The organism is Aquabacterium humicola (genome assembly GCF_030167915.1).
Classification (GTDB): domain Bacteria; phylum Pseudomonadota; class Gammaproteobacteria; order Burkholderiales; family Burkholderiaceae_C; genus Pseudaquabacterium; species Pseudaquabacterium humicola.
Map to the genome: position 1 here is coordinate 763,068 of NZ_JARGNB010000002.1, position 23,493 is coordinate 786,560.

Here is a 23,493-nt window from a genome sequence, read left to right on the forward strand (position 1 = left end):
TCCTTCATGCTGACCGACGACGGCAAGCACCTGTATGTGTCCTGGGACGAGTACCACCTGCTGACCGAGCGGCTCGCGCTGAAGGTCGCGGCCTCGGGCTGGGAGTTCGATCAGATCCTGTGCCTCGCACGCGGCGGCATGCGCCCCGGCGACGTGCTGTCGCGTGTATTCGACAAGCCGCTGGCGATCATGTCGACGAGCTCGTACCGCGCCGAGGGCGGCACGATCCAGGGCCGCCTCGACATGGCCAAGTACATCACGATGCCCAAGGGCGAACTCGCCGGGCGCGTGCTGCTGGTCGACGACCTCGCCGACTCGGGCGTCACGCTGAAGGCGGTGGTCGAGCGCCTGCGCGGGCTGCCGCAGATCAGCGAGCTGCGCAGCGCGGTCATCTGGGTCAAGGGCGTCTCGAACTACACGCCCGAGTACTACGTCGAGATGCTGCCCACGAGCCCGTGGATCCACCAGCCGTTCGAGGAGTACGACAACCTGCGTCCCGACGGTCTGGCGAAGAAATTTGCCGTCTGATCCGAAGCACGCGATCGACGCGGCCGGCATTCACGGATGCCGGCACGCCCCCACCGCCGACATCATCGATGCCGGCGCTTCCCATTCGGCTTTCCATTGCAATCCCGCGGCGTTCCATTTCCGGACCGCACAAAGCAAAATGGCCGACACTGTTGTGTCGGCCATTGCTTTGTTTGGTGCCCAGGAGAGGACTCGAACCTCCACGCCGCTAAGCGCTAGTACCTGAAACTAGTGCGTCTACCAATTCCGCCACCTGGGCAGGTACTGAAGCTAGGAGTCTAGCATAAAGACAAATCAGAAAACAAGCGCAGCCCCGCTGGGCGCTGCATTGATGAGCGAGATCGAGGGCACCGTGCTCGGTCATCGCGACGGCCACGGCTTCGTGCGCCGCGACGACAACGAACCCGACATCTACCTCTCGCCGCAGGAGATGCGCGCGGTGCTGCACCGCGACCGCGTACGCGTGCGTGTCGTGCGTTATGACCGCAAGGGCCGGCCCGAGGGCCGTGTGCTGGAGATCGTCGAGCGCCGCAAGACGCCGATCATCGGCCGCCTGCTGCACGAGAACGGCATCTGGCTCGTCGCGCCCGAGGACCGCCGCTACGGCCAGGACATCCTGATCCCCAAGAACGCCACCGCCAACGCGACGGTGGGGCAGGTCGTCGCGCTCGAGCTGACCGAGACGCCGTCGATGTACTCGCAGCCGGTTGGCCGCATCACCGAGGTGTTAGGCGAGATCGACGACCCCGGCATGGAGATCGAGATCGCGGTGCGCAAGTACGAGGTGCCGCACCGCTTCTCGTCCGAGACGCTGGCGCAGGCCGCGGCGCTGCCGGACCGGCTGCGGGCGGCCGACAAGCGCCACCGAATCGACCTGACCGACGTGCCGCTGGTGACCATCGACGGCGAGGACGCACGCGACTTCGACGACGCGGTGTACTGCGAGCCGCTCAAGCGCGGTCGCGGCAAGAGCGCGTTCGACGGCTGGCGCCTGATCGTCGCGATCGCCGACGTCAGCCACTACGTGAAACCCGGCGAGCCACTCGACGAGGATGCCTACGAGCGCGCGACCTCGGTGTACTTCCCGCGCCGCGTGATCCCGATGCTGCCGGAGAAGCTGTCGAACGGCCTGTGCTCGCTGAACCCGGACGAAGAGCGGCTGTGCATGGTCTGCGACATGCTCGTCGGCGCGCAGGGCGAGATCGAGGCCTACCAGTTCTACCCGGCGGTGATGCGGTCGCATGCGCGCTTCACCTACACCGAGGTCGCCGCGATCCTCGGCAATACGCGCGGTGCCGAGGCGCAGCGGCGCAAGGACCTCGTGCCGCACCTGCTGCACCTGCACGAGGTCTACCGCGCGCTGCTGAAGCACCGCGGCACGCGTGGCGCGGTCGACTTCGAGACCACCGAGACGCAGATCGTCTGCGACGACAACGGCCGCATCGAGAAGATCGTGCCGCGCGTGCGCAACGAGGCGCACCGGCTGATCGAGGAATCGATGCTGGCCGCCAACGTCTGTGCGGCCGACTTCATCCAGCGCCACAAGCACCCGGCGCTGTACCGCGTGCACGAAGGTCCGACGCCGGAGAAGCGCGTCGTGCTGCAGAACTACCTGCGCACGCTGGGCGTGGGCCTGAGCATCAGCGACGACCCGACGCCCGGCGAGCTGCAGGCCATCGCCCAGGCGACCAAGGACCGCGTCGATGCCGCGCAGATCCACTCGATGCTGCTGCGCTCGATGCAGCAGGCGATCTACACGGCGACCAACAGCGGCCACTTCGGCCTGGCCTACGAGGCCTACGCGCACTTCACCAGTCCGATCCGGCGTTATCCCGATCTGCTGGTGCACCGCGTGATCAAGGCGCTGCTGCATGCCAAGCGCTACCACCTGGCGGGCGGCGTGATGGAAGACCTGCCGCCGGCCAAGCCCGCGCGCAAGGGCGGCAAGGTGATGCACAAGCCGCCCCTGGACATGCACGAGGCCGAGCTGTGGGAGGCCGCCGGCAACCATTGCAGCGCGAACGAGCGGCGCGCCGACGAAGCCTCGCGCGATGTCGAGGCGTGGCTGAAGTGCCGCTTCATGCGCGACCACCTCGGCGAGGAGTACTCCGGCACGGTCAGCGCGGTCACCAGCTTCGGCGTCTTCGTCACGCTCGACGACCTCTACGTCGAAGGCCTCGTGCACATCACCGAGCTCGGCGGCGAGTACTTCCGCTTCGACGAGGCGCGCCAGGAACTGCGCGGTGAACGCAGCGGGCTGCGCTACAGCGTCGGTTCGCGCGTGCGCGTGCAGGTCAGCCGGGTCGACCTCGACGGCCGCAAGATCGACTTCCGCATGGTGCGCGAAGGCGATACCGACCAGCTGCTGGCGCGCGGCCGCAAGCCGGCGACGAGCGCTGCGCAGGCGCTGAAGGAAGTGCAGGCCAAGGACCGCAAGGCCAAGGCGGCGCGTGCGAAGGTGGCGGCCGGGCGGGCGGTCACCGCCGGCAAGTCGGTGCGCGACCGCGCGAAGAGCGCCGGGCGCGTTCGCAAGACGCCGTGACGGGGCGCCGCCGCGGGTGCGATCAACGCAGCGCGGCGGCCAGAAACCCGATCAGGTCCGACGCCGGCAGCGGCAGTCGCTGATCGCCGCTTTCGGCGGCGCGCCCGTGCAGCCACGCGGCAGCGCTCGCGGCTTCGACGCCGGTCCAGTCGCGCTGCGCGGACCACAGGCCGCCGAGCCAGCCGGCGAGCACGTCGCCGCTGCCCGCGCTGCCGAGCCGCGCATTGCCGGTCGGATTCACGAGCGGCGTCGCGCCGGGCGACGCGATGACCGTGCCGGAGCCCTTGAGCAGCACGGTGCACGCCAGGGCCCGGGCCAGGCGGCCGGCGACCGCCAATCGATCGGCCTGCACGTCGGCGGCCGTGCTGCCGGCCAGCCGCGCCGCTTCCAGCGGGTGCGGGGTCAGCACCGTCGGCAGGCCCCGATCGGCGCGGTTGGTCAGCAGGGCGCGCAGCGCTGCCGAGGCCGCGATGGCGTTCAGCGCGTCGGCGTCGAGCACCAGCTTCATCGCGTCGGCCAGCACCGCCGGCAACCAGCGCGCGATCGCGCGGCCACCGCCGCAGCCGCAGACCACCGTCGAGTGACGCAGGCGATCGGGCTGCACCAGTTCGGCGGCCTCGCGCAGCATCGACTCCGGGCGCAGTTCGTCCATCGTTCGCCCGTCGACACCGAGCCGCGCGACGAAGACGCGCCCGGCGCCCGCGGCCAATGCGGCGCGGGCGGCCAGCGTCGCGGCGCCGCCCATGCCGGCCGCGCCACCGATCACGATCAGGTCACCGAAGCTGCCCTTGTGCTGCGCATGGCGCCGATCGGCCAGGCGAGGAGGGCCCGACAGCAGCGCGTCCGGCGGCCGGTCGACGGTGACGCCGAGGTCGTCGAACCACAGCTCGCCGGTCTGGTCGCGGCCGTCCGCCGTGAAGAGGCCGGGCTTCAGGCTCAGCAGCGACAACGTGTGCCGCGCACGCACGACGGGCTGACCCGGCGCCGCGCCGGTGTCGGCCGGCAGGCCCGACGGCAGGTCGATGGACAGCACGTCGAGGCCGGTCGCGTTGATGCGCTCGATGGTTCGCGCGGTCTCGTCACGCAGCGGATGCCGCACGCCCAGCCCGAGCAGGCCGTCGATGACGAGGTCGGTGTGCGCGGGCATCTCGGTGCTGAACGGCACACCGGCGGCGACCGCTGCTTCATGCGCCTGCCGCGCGTCGGCGGGCAGCCGGTCGACGTCGCCGAACAGGCTAACCGTCACAGGCCGGCCGGCGGCCGCGAGATGCCGGGCCGCGACCAGGCCATCGCCCCCGTTGTTGCCGCCGCCTGCCACCACCCACGCGTGGCGCGCATGCGGTGCGACGGCCAGCGCCAGCCGGGCGACCGCGAGCCCGGCGCGCGCCATCAGCGTGTGCGGTGGCAGCGCGCGCTGTGCCGCTTCTTCGATCGCCCGCGTGGCGGCCGCATCGTGCAGCGGCCAGGCGCGGTTGGAGGGCAGCACGCGGTGGATCATGACGGTCGCGGGGTCAGTGCTTCAGCCGTTCGATGCCGAGGCCGTCGAGGTCGATCGGCGCGGCGCGGCCGTTGAGCAGGTCGGCCAGCGCGCGGGCCGAGCCGCAACTCAGCGCCCAGCCGCTCGAACCGTGGCCGAGGTTCAGCCAGACGCCGTCGATGCCGCTGCGGCCGAGCACCGGTGGACCATCGGGCAGCATCGGGCGCGCCCCTTTCCAGGCCTGCACCTGCGACAGCTGCGCACAACCGGGAAACCAGTCGTCGAGCAGCTTGTAGAGGGTCTGGACGGCGGCGGTGCTGTGCTGGTCGAGGCGGCCGCCGAGCTCGGCACTGCCGGCAACGCGCACGCGCTGGCCGAGCCGGGAGATGGCCACCTTGAAGTGCTCGTCCATCACCGCGGAGCGTGGCCCGGGCAACGGATGGCCGTCGATCGAGCGCAGCGGCGCGGTGATCGAGTAGCCGTGCACCGCCACCAGCGGCAGCTTCAGGCCGAGCGGCCGCAGCAGCGCAGGTGCCCCCATCGCCGCGCAGACCACGATCGCGTCGAAGCGATCCTCGGACGGTGCGCGATCGCCGTCGAGCGCGCGGTGCTGCACCGTGGGCGCGCTGCCGCCCCGAAGCGCCACCACCTCGCGCTGGAAGCGGAAGTCGGCGCCCAGGCGCTGGGCCTCGGCGCGCAGCAGGTGCGCGAACTGTCGGCAGTTGCCGACTTGGTCGGCGGGCAGGTGCACCGCGGCGTGCAGCGGCGTCTGCGGGTTCAGGCCCGGCTCCAGCGTGCGTGCCTTCGTAGCGTCGATCAGGTGGAAGCTGACGCCGAGTTCGGCCAGCAGCTTCAGGCTGCCACGCGCGAGCGCCAGGTCCTTCGGCGTGCGCAGCAGCACCATGTAGCCGTTGCTCTGCTCGTAGTCGAGATGCAGGTCGTGCGCCAGCGTCGCGAGCCGTTGCTGGCTGAAGCGCGCGAGACGGTGCATTCGTTCGCGGTTGGCCTGGAAGCTGGCGTTCGTGCAGGCCCGCCACCAGCGCCACATCCAGCGCAGCTGGCCACGGGCGAGCGGCCTGGCCAGCCGCACCGGCGCGTGCCGGCTCATCAGGTGCCTGAGCACCTTCGCCGGCATGCCGGGTGCTGCCCAGGGCGTGACATAACCCGGCGCGATCACACCGGCGTTCGCGAAACTGGTCTCTTCGGCGACGCTGCTGCGGCGCTCGAACACGGTGACCGCGTGGCCGTCGGCGGCGAGCTCGTACGCGGTCGTGACGCCGATGATGCCGGCGCCGATCACGGCGATGCGCATGTCAGCGCCGCCCGGTCGCCCGAAGGCGCTGACACGACCCCGGGATCCCGCATGGGAGGCTGCGGATCCCCGGGGGTAGCGAACGAAGTGAGCGTGGGGGCCGATTCACGTCAGACCTCGCCGAGCACGGCTTCGATCGCCAGGCTGGCGCCGAGCACCGCGTCGTCGGCGAGCGCCGGGCCCCAGACCATCAGCCCCACCGGCAGCGTTCCCGGCACCTGGCAGGGCAGCGACAGTGCGCAGCCGTCGAGCAGGTTGACCGCCGAGGGGTTGCGCAGCAGCAGCGCGTTCAGCGCGAAGAAGGTGTCGTCATCGTCGAGCAGCGGTTGCAGCGGCGGCGCGGTGATCGGCACCGTCGGCGACAGCAGTGCATCGAAGCCGTCGATCGCCGCTGTGATGCGTTCGATCCAGCGGGCGCGCGCCTGCTGAAGGTCGAGGTAGTCGGCGGCGCTGATGGCCGCGCCCCGCTTGATGCGGGCTGCGACGCGCGGGTCGTAGTCTGCTTCACGCGTGGCGAGCCGCTGGCGATGCCAGGCCCAGCTCTCGGCCGCCGCGAAACCGCCCTGCGCCTGCAGGTTCGCGAGCTCGGCGAGCGCGGGCAGCTCGATCGTCTCGATCTGCGCGCCCGCGGCGCTGAGCCGGCGCAGGGCCGCGTCGAAAGCCGCCGCCACCTCGGGCGACAGGGCGTCGAGCATCAGGGTCGATGGCACCGCCAGGCGCAAGGCGCGCAGCGGCCGGCGCAGCGGTTGCGGCAGGCGGGCGGACAGGATGCCGTGCAGGAGCACCGCGTCGGCGACGCTGCGCGTGATGGCGCAGGCGGTGTCCAATGTCGGCGACAGCGGGATGCACCCCTGGAGCGGCGTCAGGCGCTGCGTGTTCTTGAAGCCCACCAGGCCCTGCAGCGCGGCCGGAATGCGGATCGAACCGCCGGTGTCCGAGCCGAGTGCGCCCCAGCTCGCCCCGGTGGCCACCGACACCGCGGCCCCCGAGCTCGAGCCGCCGGGGATCAAGGTCTGGCCTTGCGAGCACGGGTTGCGCGGCGTGCCATGGTGCGGATTGATGCCGACGCCGGAGAAAGCGAACTCGCTCAGGTTGGTGTGGCCGACGAGCACCGCGCCCGCGGCGCGCAGGCGCGCGACGGCCGTGCTGTCGCGGGCCGCGGGCTCGGCATCGGCCAGGGAGCGGGAGCCGGCGGTCGTCGGCTGGCCGGCGACGTCGAACAGGTCCTTCACGGAGACCGGCAGGCCGGCCAGCGCCGGCAGAGGCAGGCCGGCCTCGCGCGCCCGGTCGACCGTCTGCGCGGTCACTTCGGCGGCGGCATCGAAGCGGCGGATGAAGGTGTGTCGGCAGGCGGGGGCATCGGCCGCGGCCTGTGCCGCGCGCAGCGCGTCACGAGCGGTGGTGGTGCCGGCTGCTATACTCTTTGGGTTTATCTGGATCTGCATTCGGGGCGTTCGCAACCGCAGCGCCGGCCCGCCGCAAGGCAGGCACCGTTCGCTCTGGACAGACGCCGGGCGGATACCTGGCGTCCGGCCGATCCGGACGAACCAATCGCGAACCGGCTTCAAGAAGGTGTCGCGGAGCTCATGGCTACGAGGAGAAAACCTCGTGGTCGGGCCCTGCGATTCGCGCCGGATTCTAGACCCAACCTTTGGAGCTACTCCATGTCCGTCACGATGCGTGAAATGCTGGAAGCGGGTGTCCATTTCGGACACCAGACCCGCTTCTGGAACCCCAAGATGGCCCCCTTCATCTACGGCCATCGCAACAAGATCCACATCATCAACCTCGAAAAGACGCTGCCGAAGTTCGAGGAAGCGATGAAGTTCGTGCGCCAACTCGCGGGCAAGCGCGGCACGATCCTGATGGTGGGCACCAAGCGCCAGGCGCGCGAAGTCATCAGCATGGAAGCGCAGCGCGCCGGCATGCCCTTCGTCGACCAGCGCTGGCTCGGCGGCATGCTGACCAACTTCAAGACGGTCAAGGGCTCGCTGAAGAAGCTCAAGGACATGCAGGCCCAGAAGGAAACCGGCCTCGAGCAGCTGACCAAGAAGGAAGCGCTGATGTTCGAACGCGAGCTGGCGAAGCTCGAGAAGGACATCGGCGGCATCCAGGACATGAACGCGCTGCCCGACGCGCTGTTCGTCATCGACGTCGGCTACCACAAGATCGCCGTCGCCGAAGCCAAGAAGCTCGGCATCCCGGTGATCGGCGTCGTCGACACCAACCACTCGCCGGACGGCATCGACTACGTGATCCCGGGCAACGACGACTCGGCCAAGGCCGTCGCGCTGTATGCCCGCGCGGTCGCCGATGCGGTCACCGACGGCAAGGCCAACGCGATCAACGAAGTCACCCAGGCCGTCGCCGGTGGCGACGAGTTCGTGGAAGTCAGCGAAGACGCCTGATTCCCGCCCGGGAAAGCCTGTACGAGAGGGGCTGATTCAGCCCCTTTTTCGCAAACGTTGTTTGGAGAGTTTCATGGCTGCAATCACTGCAAGCATGGTCGGCGAGCTGCGTGCGAAGACCGACGCGCCGATGATGGAGTGCAAGAAGGCGCTGACCGAGGCCGATGGCGACATGGCCCGCGCCGAAGAGATCCTGCGCGTCAAGCTGGGCAGCAAGGCCGGCAAGGCCGCCTCGCGCATCACCGCCGAGGGCGTGGTGTCGGCGGTCGTCAACGGCACGACCGGCGCGATGATCGAGGTCAACTGCGAGACCGACTTCGTCTCGAAGAACGATTCGTTCCTGGCCTTCGCCAAGTCCTGCGCCGACCTGGTCGCGCAGCACAACCCGGCCGACGTCGCCGCGCTGTCGGCGCTGGCGCTGGCCCAGGACGGCTTCGGCCCGACGGTCGAGGACGTGCGCAAGGGCCTGATCGGCAAGATCGGCGAGAACATGTCGATCCGCCGCTTCAAGCGCTATGCCGGCGACCAGAAGCTCGCCAGCTACCTGCACGGCACGCGCATCGGCGTGGTGGTGGAGTTCACCGGCGACGACGTCGCGGCCAAGGACGTCGCGATGCACGTCGCCGCGATGAAGCCGGTGGCGCTGTCGACCGCCGACGTGCCGGCCGACAAGATCGAGCTCGAGCGCAAGATCGCCGCCGAGAAGGCCGCCGAGTCGGGCAAGCCGGCCGAGATCGTCGCCAAGATGGTCGAAGGCTCGGTGCAGAAGTACCTCAAGGAGGTCTCGCTGCTCGACCAGGTCTTCGTCAAGGCCGCCGACGGCAAGCAGACCGTCGGCGCGATGCTGAAGGACAAGGCGACGACGGTGAAGGGCTTCACCCTCTACGTCGTCGGCGAAGGCATCGAGAAGAAGGTCGACGACTTCGCTGCCGAGGTGGCCGCGCAGGTCGCCGCCGCGAAGGGCCAGTAAGCCCTTCGTTGCCGCCGGGTAAAGCACCCGGCGGCCCGGGCGCCGCGCGGCTTGCAGTGCGCAGCGCCCCTTAAACTCCCCCCTTTGTTGCCCGATCCCGAGCGGAGAAATCGAACGCATGCCCGCCTACAAGCGCATCCTGCTGAAACTCTCGGGTGAAGCCCTGATGGGCGACGACGCCTACGGCATCAACCGCGCCACCATCGTGCGCATGGTGCGCGAGGTGCAGGAGGTCACCGCGCTGGGCTGCGAGGTCGCGGTCGTGATCGGCGGCGGCAACATCTTCCGCGGTGTCGCTGGCGGCTCGGTCGGCATGGACCGCGCCACCGCCGACTACATGGGCATGCTGGCGACGGTGATGAACGCACTCGCGCTGGCCGACACGATGCGCCAGGAAGGCCTGGTCGCACGCGTGATGTCGGCGATCGCCATCGAGCAGGTCGTCGAGTCCTACGTGCGGCCCAAGGCGCTGCAGTACCTGGAGGAAGGCAAGGTCGTCATCTTCGCCGCCGGTACCGGCAACCCCTTCTTCACCACCGACACGGCGGCCGCGCTGCGCGGTGCCGAGGTCGGCGCCGAGATCGTGCTGAAGGCCACCAAGGTCGACGGCGTCTACACCGCCGACCCGAAGAAGGATCCCTCGGCCACGCGCTACAGCAGCGTGAGCTTCGACGAAGCGATCACGCGCAACCTGCAGGTGCTGGACGCGACCGCGTTCGCGCTGTGCCGCGACCAGAAGCTGCCGATCAAGGTGTTCTCGATCTTCAAGCCCGGTGCGCTCAAGCGCGTCGTGCTCGGCGAGGACGAGGGCACGCTGGTCCACGTCTGACCCAGGAGTCATCACCATGACGATCGCCGACATCAAGAAGAACGCCGAGACGAAGATGCACAAGTCCGTCGAGGCGCTGAAGAGCGAACTGCAGAAGATCCGCACCGGCCGGGCGCACCCGGGCATCCTCGACCAGGTGCATGTCGACTACTACGGCTCGATGGTGCCGATCAGCCAGGTCGCCAACGTGTCGCTGCTCGATGCGCGCACGATCAGCGTGCAGCCCTGGGAGAAGGGCATGGGCGCGAAGATCGAGAAGGCCATCCGCGAGAGCGACCTCGGCCTGAATCCGTCGTCCCAGGGCGACCTGCTGCGCGTGCCGATGCCGGCCCTGACCGAGGAGCGCCGCAAGGAGCTCACCAAGGTCGCCCGCCATGAAGGCGAAGAGGCCAAGATCGCCGTGCGCAACCTGCGCCGCGATGCCAACGAGCACCTGAAGAAGCTGCTGAAGGACAAGCTGGCGACCGAGGACGACGAGCGCCGCGCGCAGGACGAGGTCCAGAAGATGACCGACCGCACCGTCGCCGAGATCGACAAGCTCGTGCATTCGAAAGAAGCCGAGATCATGGCGGTCTGAGGCCGCCGCGCCGACAACCCGCCGTGCACCGCGACCTGTCGATCCCGCAGCACGTGGCCATCGTGATGGATGGCAACGGCCGGTGGGCGAAGAAACGCTTCCTGCCGCGTTTCTTCGGCCACAAGGCCGGCGTCGATGCGCTGATCCGCATCATCGATGCCTGCGCCGACCGCGGCATCCGCTACCTGACCGTGTTCGCGTTCTCCTCCGAGAACTGGAAGCGTCCCGCCGACGAGGTGTCCGGACTGATGGGCCTGGTGCTGGTCGCGCAGGCCAAGTACATGCAGAAGATGGTCGGCAACGGCGTGCGCGTCGTCATCGCCGGCGACCGCAACGCGGTGTCCGACCGGCTGCGCAAGGCGTGGAACGACGTCGAGGAAGCGACCCGGCACAACCAGCGCCTGACGCTGACCGTGGCCTTCAACTACGGCGGCCGCTGGGACATGGTGCAGGCCTGCCGCCGCGCCGTCGCCGACGGCCTGAAGGCCGAGCAGATCGACGAGGAGGCGCTGTCGCGCTACATGGCGATGGGCCACGCGCCCGATCCCGACCTCTTCATCCGCACCGGCGGCGAGGTGCGCATCAGCAACTTCCTGCTGTGGCAGGTCGCGTACTCCGAGTTCGTATTCACCGATTGCCTGTGGCCCGACTTCGGCGAGGCCGAGCTCGATGCCGCCCTGGCGTCCTACGCCGGCCGCGAGCGCCGGTTCGGTGCGGTCAGCGCGGCGGCCGCGGCCCACCCGGCCTGAGGACGGCCCGGCATGCTGCGCCAGCGCATCATCACCGCCGTGATCCTGATGGCCGTGCTGCTGCCGGCCCTCTTCGCGCCGCATCCGATGCCCTTCGTGCTGTTCACGCTGGTGCTGATCAGCGCCGCGGGCTGGGAATGGGCGCGCCTGAACGGGCTGACGTCGCCGCCGCTGGCGATCGCTTGCGGGCTGCTGCTCGCCGCGGCCTGTGGCTTGGCCGCCGTGCTGCTGCCGCTGGCCGTCGGTCCGACCTGGCCGTGGTGGATCGGCGTCGCGGTCTGGGTGCTGGGCGGCCTCGTCGTGCTGCGCGGAGGGCCCGCCGGCTGGCCCGCGGTGCCGGCGGCGCTGCGCGTGCTGATCGGCCTGGCGCTGCTGTGGCTCGCCTGGTGGGCGCTGACGCAGGCACGGGTCATCGGCATCAACTTCCTGCTGTCGGTGCTGTGCATCGTCTGGGCCGCGGACATCGCCGCCTACTTCGGCGGCCGGGCCTTCGGCAAGCGCAAGCTCGCACCCGCCATCAGCCCCGGCAAGAGCTGGGAAGGCGTGTACTCCGGCATGGCCGGCGTGCTGCTACTGGCGGCACTGTGGATCGCCGCCGACCGGCGCTGGGACTTCGACTCGATGAGCGTGTTCACCGTGCTCGCCGAACGCATCGGGCTGATCGGCATGGGGCTTGCCGCGCTGGCGCTGGCGGGCCTGAGCGTCGTCGGCGACCTGTTCGAGTCGCTGGTCAAGCGTGCGGCCGGCGCCAAGGATTCGAGCAACCTGCTGCCCGGCCACGGCGGTGTGCTCGATCGGGTCGATGCCTTGCTGCCGGTGCTGCCGGCGGTGCTGGCGCTGATTCATCTGCCGTCCGTGAAGTGACGCCTGAAGGCCGAAGGTTGTTGAGAACGGTTGTTCGATGATCCAGCGGGTTTGCATCCTCGGCGCCACCGGGTCGGTCGGCCTCAGCACGCTCGACGTGATCGCGCTGCACCCCGATCGTTTCGAGGTCTTCGCGCTCACCGCGCAGCAGCGCGTCGACGAACTGGTCGCGCTGTGCCGCCGCTGGCGTCCGCGCTTCGCCGCGGTGGCCACCGAAGCGCAGGCCCGCGAGATGCGCGCGGTGCTGCAGGCCGACGGCGTGCCCACCGAGGTGCTCAGCGGCCCGCAGGCGCTGTGCGAGCTGGCCGCCCACCCCGAGGTCGACAGCGTGATGGCCGCGATCGTCGGCGCGGCCGGCCTGGCACCCTGCATCGCCGCCGCGTGCGCCGGCAAGCGCCTGATGCTGGCGAACAAGGAGGCGCTGGTCGTCGGCGGCCGCTGGTTCATGCAGGCGGTGCAGCAGGGCGGCGCGACCTTGCTGCCGATCGACAGCGAGCACTCGGCGATCTTCCAGTGCCTGCCCGACGACCGCCGCCAGTGGCCCGAGCGCATCGACCACCTGGTGCTCACCGCCTCGGGCGGCCCGTTCCGCACGCGCGATGCGCGCACGCTCGACGGCGTGACGCCCGAGGAGGCCTGCGCGCATCCGAACTGGGTGATGGGCCGCAAGATCTCGGTCGACTCGGCGACGATGATGAACAAGGCGCTCGAGGTCATCGAGGCACGCTGGCTGTTCGACCTCGCGCCCGAACGCGTGCGCGTGGTGCTGCACCCGCAGAGCATCATCCACTCGATGGTAGTCTGCCGCGACGGCTCGGTGCTGGCGCAGCTCGGCACGCCGGACATGAAGGTGCCGATCGCCGTCGGCCTCGCGCATCCGGCGCGCATCGAATCCGGTGCCAGCCGGCTCGACTTCCTGGCGCTGCAGGCCTTAAGCTTCGAGGCCGCTGACCATGAACGTTATCCCGCGCTGGCGCTGGCCTATGCCGCGCTCCACGCCGCCGAAGGCAGCACGACGGTGCTGAACGCGGCCAACGAAGTGGCGGTGGCCGCGTTCCTCGAGCGCCGCATCCGCTTCACCGACATCCACCGCATCAATGCCGGCGTGGTCGAGGCCCTGGTGCCGCGCGCCGGCGATGCAGACAGCCTCGATGCGCTGCTGGCGCTGGACGCCCGCGCCCGTGCCGCGGCGCTCGAGGCCATCGAAAGGAGCCGCCGATGATCACCACGGTGCTCGCCTTCCTGCTCACGCTCGGCGTGCTGATCGTCGTGCACGAGTACGGCCACTACCGCGTCGCCGTCGCCTGCGACGTCAAGGTGCTGCGTTTTTCGGTCGGCTTCGGCCGCGTGCTGTGGCGTCGCCAGGCCACGCCCGACAGCACCGAGTTCGTGCTGTCGGCGCTGCCGCTGGGCGGCTACGTGCGCATGCTCGACGAACGTGAAGGGCCGGTCCCGCCGCAGGACCTGCACCGCGCGTTCAACCGCAAGTCGCTGTGGCAGCGCACCGCCGTCGTGGCGGCCGGGCCGATCGCCAACCTGCTGCTGGCCGTCGTGCTGCACGCGGCGTCGCACTGGATCGGTGTCGAGGAGCCCAAGGCCCTGCTCGGCACGCCGGTGGCCGGTGGATTGGCCGAACGCGCCGGCATGCGATCGGGCGACTGGGTGCAGGCCTTCGCCGACGACGACGGCCGCTGGACCGAACTGCGTTCGCTCGGCGAACTGCGTTGGCAGGTGACGCAGCACGTGCTGCACGGCGAGCCGCTGCGGCTGCAGGTCACCGACGCGCGCGGCGAGCAGCGCCGCGACATCCGGCTGCCGCTGGACCAGCTGGAATCGCGCGAGGTCGATCCGGCGCTGATGAAGCGCATCGGCCTCGGCCTGCCGTTCAGCGAACCGGTGCTGGGCGAGGTGAAGCCCGGGCCCGGCGCAACCGCGGGCCTGCGCTCCGGCGACCGCGTGCTGCGCGTGGACGACCAGCCCGTCAGCGACGCCTACATGCTGCGCGAGCGCATCGGTGCGGCGATCGACGGCGATGCGGGCCGGCCGATGCGCTGGCGCATCGAGCGCCAGGGGCAGGTCCTCGAGCTCGTCGTGACGCCGCGTGTCGCGCGCGACGGCGAGCGTCGGGTCGGCCGCGTCGACGTCGTGCCGGGTCAGCCGCCGGCGATGGTGACGGTGCAGCTCGGCCTCGTCGAAGGCCTGCAGCGCGGCGTGGTGCGCACCTGGGAGGTCTCCGCGCTGACCTTGCGCATGCTGGGCCGCATGCTGATCGGCCAGGCCTCGATCCGCAACCTGAGCGGCCCGCTGACCATCGCCGACTACGCGGGCCAGTCCGTGAACCAGGGCCTGGCGTACTACCTCGGCTTCCTGGCGCTGGTGAGCGTCAGCCTCGGGGTGCTGAACCTGCTGCCGCTGCCGATGCTCGATGGCGGACACCTCATGTATTATCTTTTCGAGGGCCTGACCGGGCGCCCGGTCTCCGACCAGTGGCTCGCGCGTCTGCAGCGCGGCGGCATCGCAGTCCTGCTGGCGATGATGTCGGTAGCCCTCTTCAACGACGTGGCCCGCCTCCTGGGCCTGCACTGAACCCACCGAATGCTTTCGATTTTCCCGTCGAGTCTGAATCGCCCTGCGGCCATTGCCGTGGCTGCCATCGCGACGCTCGCGGCACCGGCTGCGCGTGCGGTCGAGCCGTTCACGCTGGCCGACATCCGCGTCGAAGGCCTGCAGCGCACCGACCCCGGCACCGTGTTCGCCGCGCTGCCGTTCCGCGTCGGCGACACCTACACCGATGACAAGGGTGCCGCCGCGCTGCGCGCGCTGTTCGCCACGGGCCTCTTCAAGGACGTGCGCATCGAGATCGACGGCAAGGTCGCGGTCATCGTCGTCGAGGAGCGCCCGGTCATCCAGACGGTGAACTTCGTCGGCCTGAAGGAGTTCGACAAGGACACGCTGATCAAGTCGCTGAAGGACGCGGGCATCGGCGAAGGCCTGCCCTTCGACCGCGCGCTGGTCGAGCGCGCCGAACAGGAGATCAAGCGCCAGTACCTGTCGCGCAGCCTCTACGGCGCCGAGGTGGTGACGACGATCTCGCCGGCCGAGCGCAACCGGGTCAACGTGACCTTCACGATGACCGAAGGCGATGCCGCGAAGATCAAGGAGATCCGCATCGTCGGCACCAAGGCCTTCAGCGAATCGACGCTGACCGGCCTGATGGACCTGACCGTCGGCGGCTGGCTGACCTGGTACACGAAGAACGATCGCTACTCGCGCGCCAAGCTCAACGCCGACCTCGAGACGATCCGCTCGTACTACCTGAACCGCGGCTACCTCGAGTTCGAGATCGAGTCGACGCAGGTCACGATCTCGCCGGACAAGCAGGACATCTCGATCACCGTCACGGTCAGGGAAGGGCAGCCCTACACCGTCACGTCGGTGAAGCTGCAGGGCGAGTACCTCGGCAAGGACGAGGAGTTCAAGGAACTCGTGACGATCAAGCCCGGCGAGCCGTACCGGGCCGCCGCCGTCGCCGAGACCACCAAGGCCATGGCCGAGCGCTTTGGCGTCTATGGCTATGCCTTCGCCCGCATCGACGCACGCCCGGAGATCGACCGCGCGACCGGCCAGGTCGGCCTGACGCTGGCGGCCGATCCGCAGCGCCGCGTCTACGTGCGGCGCATCGACGTCGCCGGCAATACGCGCACGCGCGACGAGGTGGTGCGGCGTGAGTTCCGCCAGCTCGAGTCGTCGTGGTACGACGGCGGCAAGATCAAGCTGTCGCGCGACCGCGTCGAACGCCTGGGCTACTTCAAGGACGTCAACGTCGACACCAACGAGGTCGCCAGCGCGCCGGACCAGGTCGACCTCGTCGTCAACGTCACCGAGCGGCCCACCGGCAACCTGCTGTTCGGCGTCAGCTTCTCGAGTGCCGACCGTCTGGCGCTGAACGCGTCGATCCGCCAGGACAACGTGTTCGGCTCGGGCAACTACCTCGGCTTCGAGGTCAATACCAGCAAGAGCCAGCGCAGCCTGGTGTTCAGCACGGTCGATCCGTACTTCACCGTCGACGGCATCTCGCGTTCGCTCGACCTGTTCTACCGCACGTCGCGCCCGCTCAACAGCCTGGGCGACGAGTACCAGATCAGCAACCCGGGCGCGACCGTGCGCTTCGGCGTGCCGTTCACCGAGTACGACACTGTGTTCTTCGGCATCGGCCTGGAGCAGACGAACATCGGCGCGACCGCCGGCATCCCGAACAGCTACTTCGATTACCGCTTCCGCTACGGCCCGCGCTCGACCTCGGTGCCGCTGACCCTGGGCTGGGCCCGCGACAGCCGCGACAGCGTGATCACGCCGACGGCGGGCAAGTACCAGCGCGTCAACGTCGAGTGGAGCGTGGCCGGCGACGTGCGCTACCTGCGCTCGAACCTGCAGTGGCAGCAGTACTTCCCGTTCTGGAACAACAAGCTCAGCCTCGGCCTGAACGCCGAGCTCGGCTACGGCAAGGGCCTGGGTGGCCGGCCGTTCCCGGTGTTCAAGAACTTCTACGGCGGCGGCCTCGGCTCGGTGCGGGTGTTCGAGCAGAGCTCGCTGGGCGTGATCGACCCGACCGGCGCCTACGTCGGCGGCGCGAGCAAGCTCAACGTCAACGCCGAGCTGTACTTCCCTGTGCCGGGCACCGGCAACGACAAGTCGCTGCGCATCTTCGCGTTCGCCGATGCCGGCAACGTCTGGCGCGAAGGCGAGCGCATCGATGCCAACAGCCTGCGCGCGTCGGTCGGCCTCGGCCTGTCGTGGATCTCGCCGGTCGGCCCGCTGAAGCTCAGCTGGGGCACGCCGGTGCGCAGCAAGCCGACGGATAGAATTCAACGTTTCCAATTCCAGATCGGGACTGCGTTCTGATGATCACCAAGCTTTTGAAGTCCCTGCTCGTGGCCGCCGCGGCCGCCGCGGCGCTGGGCACCGCGCAGGCTCAGGAACTCAAGATCGGCTACGTCAACAGCGAGCGTGTGCTGCGCGAGGCGGCGCCGGCCAAGGCGGCGCTGGCGCGCATGGAATCCGACTTCAGCAAGCGCGACAAGGACCTCAACGACCAGGGCGCGAAGCTCAAGGCCGCGGCCGACAAGCTCGAGAAGGATGCCCCGACGCTGTCCGAAGCCGAACGCAACCGCCGCCAGCGCGAACTGGTCGAGCAGGACCGCGATCTGCAGCGCAAGCGCCGCGAGTTCCAGGAAGACCTGAACCAGCGCCGCAACGAAGAGACCGCCGGCATCGTCGAACGCGCCAACAAGGTGATCAAGCAGATCTTCGACAACGAGAAGTACGACCTGATCCTGCAGGACGTGGTCTTCGCCGGTCCGCGGGTCGACATCACCGAGAAGGTGATCAAGGCGCTGAACACCGCGCCGGCCGGTCGCTGACGCAGCCCTCGGTGGCCCCGCGGTGATGGCACCGGTCACGCTGGCCGAGATCGTCGCCGCACTCGGGGGCGAGCTTCTTGGCGACGCCGACCGGCCGATCGCCCGCCTCGCGCCGCTGGACAGCGCCGACGATCGTTCGCTGAGCTTCGTCGCCAACCCCCGTTACGCATCGCAGCTGGCGACGACGCAGGCCGCGGCCGTGGTCGTCGCGCCCGTGCTGCGCGACGCCGCCGTCGCCCGTGGCGCGGCGATCGTCACGGCCGACCCTTACCTCTACTTCGCACGCCTGACGCAGTGGTGGGCGGCGCGCACGCGGCGCAGGCCCGTGCCGGGCGTGCATGCCAGCGCGGTGATCGGCAGCGGCGTGCGCCTGCATGCCAGCGCCTCGGTGGGTGCCTTCGCCGTGATCGACGACGGCGCTGTGATCGGCGCCGGCGCGGTGATCGGCGCCCATGCGCACATCGGTGCCGATGCCGTGGTCGGCGATACCACCCGGCTCGCCGCCCGCGTGACCCTGGGCGAGGCCTGTGCCATCGGCGCGCGGGGCATCGTGCATCCGGGTGTCGTGATCGGCGCCGACGGCTTCGGCTTCGCGCCGCAGAAGCTGGACGAAGGGGGCAGCCGCTGGGAAAAGATCGAGCAGCTCGGCGCGGTGCGCATCGGCGACGACGTCGAGATCGGTGCCAACACCTGCATCGACCGCGGTGCGCTCGACGACACGGTGATCGATGACGGGGTCAAGCTCGACAACCTGATCCAGGTCGGCCACAACGTGCGCATCGGCGCGCACAGCGCGATGGCCGGCTGCGTCGGCATCGCCGGCTCGGCGAAGATCGGCCGCTACTGCACGGCGGGCGGCGGCGCGATCATCCTCGGCCACCTCGAGCTGGTCGACCACGTGCACGTGACCGCGGCGACGGTGATCACGCGCTCGATCCTGAAGCCGGGACAGTACAGCGGCCTGTTCCCCTTCGATGACAATGCGTCCTGGGAAAAGAACGCCGCCACGCTGCGCCAGCTGCACACGCTTCGCGAGCGTCTGCGCGCGCTGGAGAAGAAATCATGACCGCCCCCGTGCTCGACATCCACAAGATCCTCAAGAAGCTGCCGCACCGCTATCCGATCCTGCTGGTCGACCGCGTCGTCGAGTTCGAGGCCAACAAGCGCATCAAGGCGCTGAAGAACGTCACCATCAACGAGCCCTTCTTCATGGGCCATTTCCCGCACCGGCCGGTGATGCCGGGCGTGCTGATGCTCGAAGCGCTGGCGCAGACCGCGGCGCTGCTGTCCTTCGAGTCGATGGGCGAAGAGCCGGGCGAGGACACGGTGGTCTACTTCGTCGGCATCGACGGGGCGCGCTTCAAGCGCGTCGTCGAGCCGGGCGACCAGCTGATGCTCGAAGCGACCCTCGATCGCGCGAAGGCCGGCATCTACAAGTACAAGGTGCGCGCGACCGTCGACGGCGAGCTCGCCGTCGAGGCCGAGCTGATGTGCACGATGCGCAAGGTGTCGTGAACGTCGAACGGAGCGCAGCGATGTCCCGCATCCACGCCACCGCGATCGTCGACGTGCAGGCCGAACTGGCCGACGACGTCACCGTCGGGCCCTACGCGGTGATCGGCCCGAACGTGCGCATCGGCGCCGGCTCGTCGATCGGTCCGCACACGGTGATCGAAGGCCACACGACCATCGGCCGCAACAACACCATCTTCCAGTTCGCCTCGGTCGGCGCCGCCCCGCAGGACAAGAAGTACGCCGGCGAGCCGACGCGCCTGACCATCGGGGATGGCAATACGATCCGCGAGTTCGTCACGATCAACACCGGCACCATGCAGGACGGCGGCGTGACCACGCTCGGCGACGACAACTGGATCATGGCCTACGTGCACATCGCGCACGACTGCCACATCGCCAACCACACGATCATCGCCAACGCGGTACAGCTGGCCGGCCATGTGCACCTGGGCGACTGGGCCTACCTGGGCGGCCTGTCGGGCGTGCACCAGTACGTGCGCGTGGGCGCGCATGCGATGACCGGCTTCCAGACCCGGCTGTCGCAGGACCTGCCACCCTTCGTCACCTGCGCCGGCAACCCGGCCGAGGCCCAGGGCATCAATGCCGAGGGCCTGCGCCGCCGCGGCTTCAGCGCCGAGCGCATCGCGCAGGTCAAGCAGATGCACCGCACGCTGTACCGCAAGGGCCTGACCCTCGATGCCGCGGTCGCCGAGATCGGCGCGATGAAAGCCGAGGCGCCGGAATCGGCGGCCGAGATCGACCTGATGCTCGGCTTCCTCGCGGCGGCCACGCGCGGCATCGTGCGCTGAAGCGCGGTGGCGGCTCCGGACCCCTTGCGGCTGGCGCTCGTCGCCGGCGAAGCGTCGGGCGACCTGCTGGCCTCGCTGCTGCTGGCCGGCGTGCGCCGCCGCTGGCCCGACCTGCAGGCCGCCGGCATCGGCGGGCCGCGCATGGCGGCGCAGGGCTTCGACGCGTGGTGGCCGCACGAGCGTCTGTCGGTGTTCGGTTATGTCGACGCCTTGAGCCGGCTGCCCGAGCTGCTGCGCATCCGCCGCCAGCTGGCCGAGCGCCTGCTGGCCGAACGGCCGGCGGCCTTCATCGGCGTCGATGCGCCGGACTTCAACTTCGGCCTCGAGCGCCGGCTGCGCGAGGGCGGCATCAAGACGCTGCACTTCGTCTGCCCGTCGATCTGGGCCTGGCGCGGCGAACGGGTGCAGAAGCTCGCCGCATCGGCCGACCATGTGCTGTGTCTGTTCCCGTTCGAGCCCGAACTGCTGCAGCGTCACGGCATCGGCGCTAGCTATGTCGGCCATCCGCTGGCCGACGTGATCCCGATGGAACCGCCACGCGACGCCGCGCGAGCCGCGCTGGGCCTTGCTGGCGGCGACAGCGTCGTCGCGCTGCTGCCGGGCAGCCGCCGCAGCGAGATCAACCACATCGCGCCGCTGATCCTCGCGGCCGCCGCGCGCATGCACCGCGAACGGCCGGGCCTGCGCTACGTGATGCCGGTGGTCCCGGGGCTGCGCGCGCTGGTGGAACCGATGGTCGCGCAGCATGCGCATGGCGTGCCGCTGACGCTGCTCGACGGCCAATCGCACGAAGCGCTCGCGGCCTGCGATGTCACGCTGGTCGCCAGCGGCACCGCGACGCTGGAAGCGGCGCTGTTCAAGCGGCCGATGGTCATCTGCTACCGGCTGGCCTGGCTGAACTGGCAGCGCATGAAGCGCATGCGCTACCAGCCCTGGGTCGGCCTGCCGAACATCCTCTGCCGTGACTTCGTCGTGCCCGAGCTGATCCAGGACGATGCGACGCCCGACGCGCTGGCCCGCGAAGCGTTCGCCTGGCTCGACAATCCGGCGAAGGCCGAGGCGGCGAAGCGCCGTTTCGCCGATCTGCACCACCTGCTGCGCCAGGACACCGCCCAACGAGCCGCCGATGCGATCGCGCAAGTCCTCGACGACACCCGCCGCTGATCCCAAGCGCCGCGCGAAGCGCTCGCGCGCGCCGCAGCAGCTCGGGCTGTCCTGGGACATCCCGGGCGGCCTGGTCGCCGGTGTCGACGAGGCCGGACGCGGGCCGCTGGCCGGGCCGGTTGTCGCCGCCGCGGTGATCCTCGACGAGCTGCAGCCGATCAAGGGCCTCGCCGACTCGAAAGTGCTGACGCCGGCCAGACGCGAGAAGCTCTTCGACGAGATCCGCGCCAAGGCGCTGGCCTGCTGCATCGCCGAGGCCGACGTCGAGGAGATCGACCGCCTGAACATCCTGCAGGCGACGATGCTGGCGATGCGCCGCGCGGTGGAGGGCCTGCGCCTGGTGCCGCACAAGGTGCTGGTCGATGGCAACCGGCTGCCGGTGCTGCGCGTGCCGGCCGAAGCCATCGTCAAGGGCGATGCGCTGGTGGCGTCGATCTCGGCCGCGTCGATCCTCGCCAAGGTGCACCGCGACCGCTTGTGCGTTGCGCTGCACGAGCGGTTCCCGGCCTACGGCTTCGCGACCCACAAGGGCTACGCGACCGCCGAGCACCTCGAGGCGCTGCGCGCGCATGGCGCCTGCGACATCCACCGCCGCAGCTACGCGCCGGTGCGCGAGGCGCTGGGCCTGCCGGTCGACGCGCTCGCCGCGGCGCAGGCCGTCGCGGATGTCATCAACGACGAGGACGGCCTGTGACCGCCCCTGTCGCGCAGCCGATCACCTCGCGCGACAACCCGCTGCTGGTGCGCCTGCGCAAGCTGCTGCGCGACGGTGCCGGCTACCGCAAGGACGGCGAGGTCTGGCTCGAGGGCGAGCACCTGTGCAGCGCGCTGCGCCAGCGCGGCTGGCGGCCGGCGCAGGCGGTGGTCGCCGAATCGGCCTGGGCGAAGCCGCCGCTGCGCGAGCTCGCGCACTGGGCGCCGCGCATCGCGCTGTTGCCCGACGCCTTGTTCGACAGCCTCAGCACGCTCGAATCGCCGAGCCGCCTCGGCTTCCTGTGGCCGCTGCCGGCCAGGGCGCCGATCGACGGCGCGCTCGCCAGCATCGTGCTCGACCGCGTGCAGGACGCCGGCAACGTCGGCAGCATCCTGCGCAGCGCATCGGCGTTCGGTTTCACGCAGGTGCTGGCGCTGCGCGGCACCGCGTCGCTGTGGTCGCCCAAGGTGCTGCGCGCCGGCATGGGCGCGCACTTCGCGTTGCGGTTGATCGAAGGCTTGCAGCCGGCCGATCTCGACACGCTCGCCGTGCCTTGGATCGGCAGCAGCCTGCAGGCGTCGACGCCGCTGCACCGCACGGTGCTGCCGTTCCCCTGCGCATGGCTCTTCGGCCATGAAGGGCAGGGCGTCGATGCGGCGCTGCAGGCGCGCTGCGCGCAGCTCGTGCGCATCGCGCAGCCGGGTGGCGAAGAATCGCTCAACGTCGCCGCTGCGGCGGCGATCTGCCTGCACGAATCGATGCGGCAGGCGGACGCGGACCGGCCGCGGGATCAGTAGATCAAGCGGTCCGGGCGGATGTCGCGCAGGATCGTCGTCGCGATCTCCTCGATCGACTTGTGCGTCGAACTGAGCCACGACACGCCGTTGCGCCGCATCATCGACTCCGCCTCGTGCACCTCGTAGCGGCAGTTCTCGAGCGACGCGTACTTGCTGTCCGGCCGGCGTTCGTTGCGGATCTGCGAGAGGCGCTCGGGGTCGATGGTCAGGCCGAAACACTTGGCCAGGTGCGGCGCCAGCGAACCCGGCAGCTTGCCGCGCTCGAAGTCCTCGGGGATCAGCGGATAGTTCGCCGCCTTGATGCCATGCTGCATCGCCAGGTACAGCGAGGTCGGCGTCTTGCCGCAGCGGCTGACGCCGAGCAGGATCACGTCGGCCTGCGCGAGGTTGCGCGCCGACTGCCCGTCGTCGTGCGCCAGCGAGAAGTTGATCGCCTCGATGCGTTCGTTGTACTCCGAACTCTTCGCGGCGTCGGAGAAGCGGCCGACGCGATGGTTCGACTTGATGCCGAACTCGTGCTCCAGCGGTTCGACGAAGGCGCGGAACATGTCGAGCGCGAGGCCGCGGCACTCCGGGGAGGTCACGATGTCGCGCACCTCGTCGTTGACCAGCGTGATGAACACGATCGGCCGCTTGCCCTCGGAATCGGCCACCCGGTTGATCTCGTCGACCACCGCGCGCGCCTTGTCGACGGTGTCGATGAAGGGCCGCCGCACGTGGCGCGGCTTGGCAGCGAACTGCGCGAGGATCGAATTGCCGAAGGTTTCGGCGGTGATGCCGGTGCCGTCCGAGACGAAGAACACACTACGTTGAGGCATGGCGGAGGCGCCGGCGGGCG

Annotated in this window: 22 protein-coding genes and 1 tRNA gene; 18 read left to right on the forward strand and 5 right to left on the reverse strand. The window is 69.8% G+C overall.

Annotated features, from left to right (window positions below; translation table 11 throughout):
• Positions 1-6 precede the first annotated feature (6 nt).
• A complete protein-coding gene (locus P1K89_RS13760) occupies positions 7-528 on the forward strand; it encodes a phosphoribosyltransferase (protein ID WP_284617009.1) in 522 nt (173 codons plus the stop codon).
• 174 nt (positions 529-702) lie between these two features.
• Here P1K89_RS13760 and P1K89_RS13765 read toward each other — a convergent pair.
• A tRNA-Leu gene (locus P1K89_RS13765) sits at positions 703-787 on the reverse strand.
• Positions 788-859: 72 nt separating this feature from the next.
• On the opposite strand from P1K89_RS13765, the gene rnr reads away from it, so the two are divergent.
• Entirely contained in the window at positions 860-3,070 is a 2,211-nt protein-coding gene (gene rnr, locus P1K89_RS13770; RefSeq protein ID WP_284617010.1) for a ribonuclease R, read from the forward strand.
• Between the two features lie 22 nt (positions 3,071-3,092).
• Here rnr and P1K89_RS13775 read toward each other — a convergent pair whose 3' ends face one another.
• From P1K89_RS13775 to P1K89_RS13785, 3 genes are all read right to left on the reverse strand, one after another.
• Entirely contained in the window at positions 3,093-4,568 is a 1,476-nt protein-coding gene (locus tag P1K89_RS13775) for an NAD(P)H-hydrate dehydratase (RefSeq protein WP_284617011.1), read from the reverse strand.
• Between the two features lie 13 nt (positions 4,569-4,581).
• Entirely contained in the window at positions 4,582-5,859 is a 1,278-nt protein-coding gene (locus P1K89_RS13780) for a D-amino acid dehydrogenase (protein ID WP_284617012.1), read from the reverse strand.
• 110 nt (positions 5,860-5,969) lie between these two features.
• Positions 5,970-7,304 carry an amidase gene (locus tag P1K89_RS13785; RefSeq protein WP_284617013.1) on the reverse strand — a complete coding sequence of 445 codons (1,335 nt, stop codon included), beginning with the start codon at positions 7,302-7,304 and terminating at the stop codon, positions 5,970-5,972.
• A gap of 219 nt (positions 7,305-7,523) precedes the next feature.
• Between P1K89_RS13785 and rpsB the strand changes: the two genes are divergently transcribed.
• From rpsB to P1K89_RS13865, 16 genes are all read left to right on the forward strand, one after another.
• Entirely contained in the window at positions 7,524-8,267 is a 744-nt protein-coding gene (rpsB, locus tag P1K89_RS13790) for a 30S ribosomal protein S2 (RefSeq protein ID WP_284617014.1), read from the forward strand.
• 73 nt (positions 8,268-8,340) lie between these two features.
• Positions 8,341-9,237 carry a translation elongation factor Ts gene (gene tsf / locus P1K89_RS13795; protein WP_284617015.1) on the forward strand — a complete coding sequence of 299 codons (897 nt, stop codon included), beginning with the start codon at positions 8,341-8,343 and terminating at the stop codon, positions 9,235-9,237.
• A gap of 118 nt (positions 9,238-9,355) precedes the next feature.
• Positions 9,356-10,066, forward strand: coding sequence for a UMP kinase (pyrH, locus tag P1K89_RS13800; RefSeq protein ID WP_284617016.1), 711 nt, complete (start codon positions 9,356-9,358; stop codon positions 10,064-10,066).
• Positions 10,067-10,082: 16 nt separating this feature from the next.
• Positions 10,083-10,643: a ribosome recycling factor gene (frr, locus tag P1K89_RS13805; protein ID WP_284617017.1), complete on the forward strand. Its 561-nt coding sequence runs from the start codon at positions 10,083-10,085 to the stop codon at positions 10,641-10,643.
• A gap of 23 nt (positions 10,644-10,666) precedes the next feature.
• On the forward strand, positions 10,667-11,392 hold the full coding sequence (gene uppS, locus P1K89_RS13810; protein ID WP_284617018.1) for a polyprenyl diphosphate synthase: 726 nt from the start codon (positions 10,667-10,669) through the stop codon (positions 11,390-11,392).
• A gap of 12 nt (positions 11,393-11,404) precedes the next feature.
• The gene (locus tag P1K89_RS13815; RefSeq protein ID WP_284617019.1) at positions 11,405-12,256 is read left to right on the forward strand and encodes a phosphatidate cytidylyltransferase; all 852 of its coding nucleotides are present in this window, start codon (positions 11,405-11,407) and stop codon (positions 12,254-12,256) included.
• A gap of 37 nt (positions 12,257-12,293) precedes the next feature.
• The gene (ispC, locus tag P1K89_RS13820) at positions 12,294-13,478 is read left to right on the forward strand and encodes a 1-deoxy-D-xylulose-5-phosphate reductoisomerase (protein WP_284617020.1); all 1,185 of its coding nucleotides are present in this window, start codon (positions 12,294-12,296) and stop codon (positions 13,476-13,478) included.
• Positions 13,475-14,842 (forward strand): RIP metalloprotease RseP, encoded by a 1,368-nt coding sequence (gene rseP / locus P1K89_RS13825; protein WP_284617021.1) that lies wholly within the window; start codon positions 13,475-13,477, stop codon positions 14,840-14,842. Before ispC ends, rseP begins: the two co-directional genes overlap by 4 nt.
• 9 nt (positions 14,843-14,851) lie before the next feature.
• Positions 14,852-17,158, forward strand: a complete 2,307-nt coding sequence (bamA, locus tag P1K89_RS13830; protein ID WP_284617022.1) for an outer membrane protein assembly factor BamA — start codon at positions 14,852-14,854, stop codon at positions 17,156-17,158.
• Positions 17,158-17,676 (forward strand): OmpH/Skp family outer membrane protein, encoded by a 519-nt coding sequence (locus P1K89_RS13835; protein WP_284617023.1) that lies wholly within the window; start codon positions 17,158-17,160, stop codon positions 17,674-17,676. The genes bamA and P1K89_RS13835 overlap by 1 nt, the downstream gene beginning before the upstream one ends.
• A 25-nt stretch (positions 17,677-17,701) precedes the next feature.
• The gene (gene lpxD, locus P1K89_RS13840; RefSeq protein WP_284617507.1) at positions 17,702-18,742 is read left to right on the forward strand and encodes a UDP-3-O-(3-hydroxymyristoyl)glucosamine N-acyltransferase; all 1,041 of its coding nucleotides are present in this window, start codon (positions 17,702-17,704) and stop codon (positions 18,740-18,742) included.
• 8 nt (positions 18,743-18,750) lie between these two features.
• Positions 18,751-19,191, forward strand: coding sequence for a 3-hydroxyacyl-ACP dehydratase FabZ (gene fabZ, locus P1K89_RS13845; protein WP_284617508.1), 441 nt, complete (start codon positions 18,751-18,753; stop codon positions 19,189-19,191).
• Positions 19,192-19,211: 20 nt separating this feature from the next.
• On the forward strand, positions 19,212-20,000 hold the full coding sequence (lpxA, locus tag P1K89_RS13850; RefSeq protein WP_284617024.1) for an acyl-ACP--UDP-N-acetylglucosamine O-acyltransferase: 789 nt from the start codon (positions 19,212-19,214) through the stop codon (positions 19,998-20,000).
• Between the two features lie 6 nt (positions 20,001-20,006).
• A complete protein-coding gene (lpxB, locus tag P1K89_RS13855) occupies positions 20,007-21,164 on the forward strand; it encodes a lipid-A-disaccharide synthase (RefSeq protein WP_284617025.1) in 1,158 nt (385 codons plus the stop codon).
• Positions 21,127-21,858, forward strand: coding sequence for a ribonuclease HII (gene rnhB, locus P1K89_RS13860; RefSeq protein WP_284617026.1), 732 nt, complete (start codon positions 21,127-21,129; stop codon positions 21,856-21,858). Before lpxB ends, rnhB begins: the two co-directional genes overlap by 38 nt.
• Positions 21,855-22,655 (forward strand): TrmH family RNA methyltransferase, encoded by an 801-nt coding sequence (locus P1K89_RS13865; RefSeq protein ID WP_284617027.1) that lies wholly within the window; start codon positions 21,855-21,857, stop codon positions 22,653-22,655. Before rnhB ends, P1K89_RS13865 begins: the two co-directional genes overlap by 4 nt.
• Here P1K89_RS13865 and ppsR read toward each other — a convergent pair.
• A complete protein-coding gene (ppsR, locus tag P1K89_RS13870) occupies positions 22,649-23,473 on the reverse strand; it encodes a posphoenolpyruvate synthetase regulatory kinase/phosphorylase PpsR (RefSeq protein WP_284617028.1) in 825 nt (274 codons plus the stop codon). The two genes, P1K89_RS13865 and ppsR, sit on opposite strands and share 7 nt — an antisense overlap.
• Positions 23,474-23,493 lie beyond the last annotated feature (20 nt).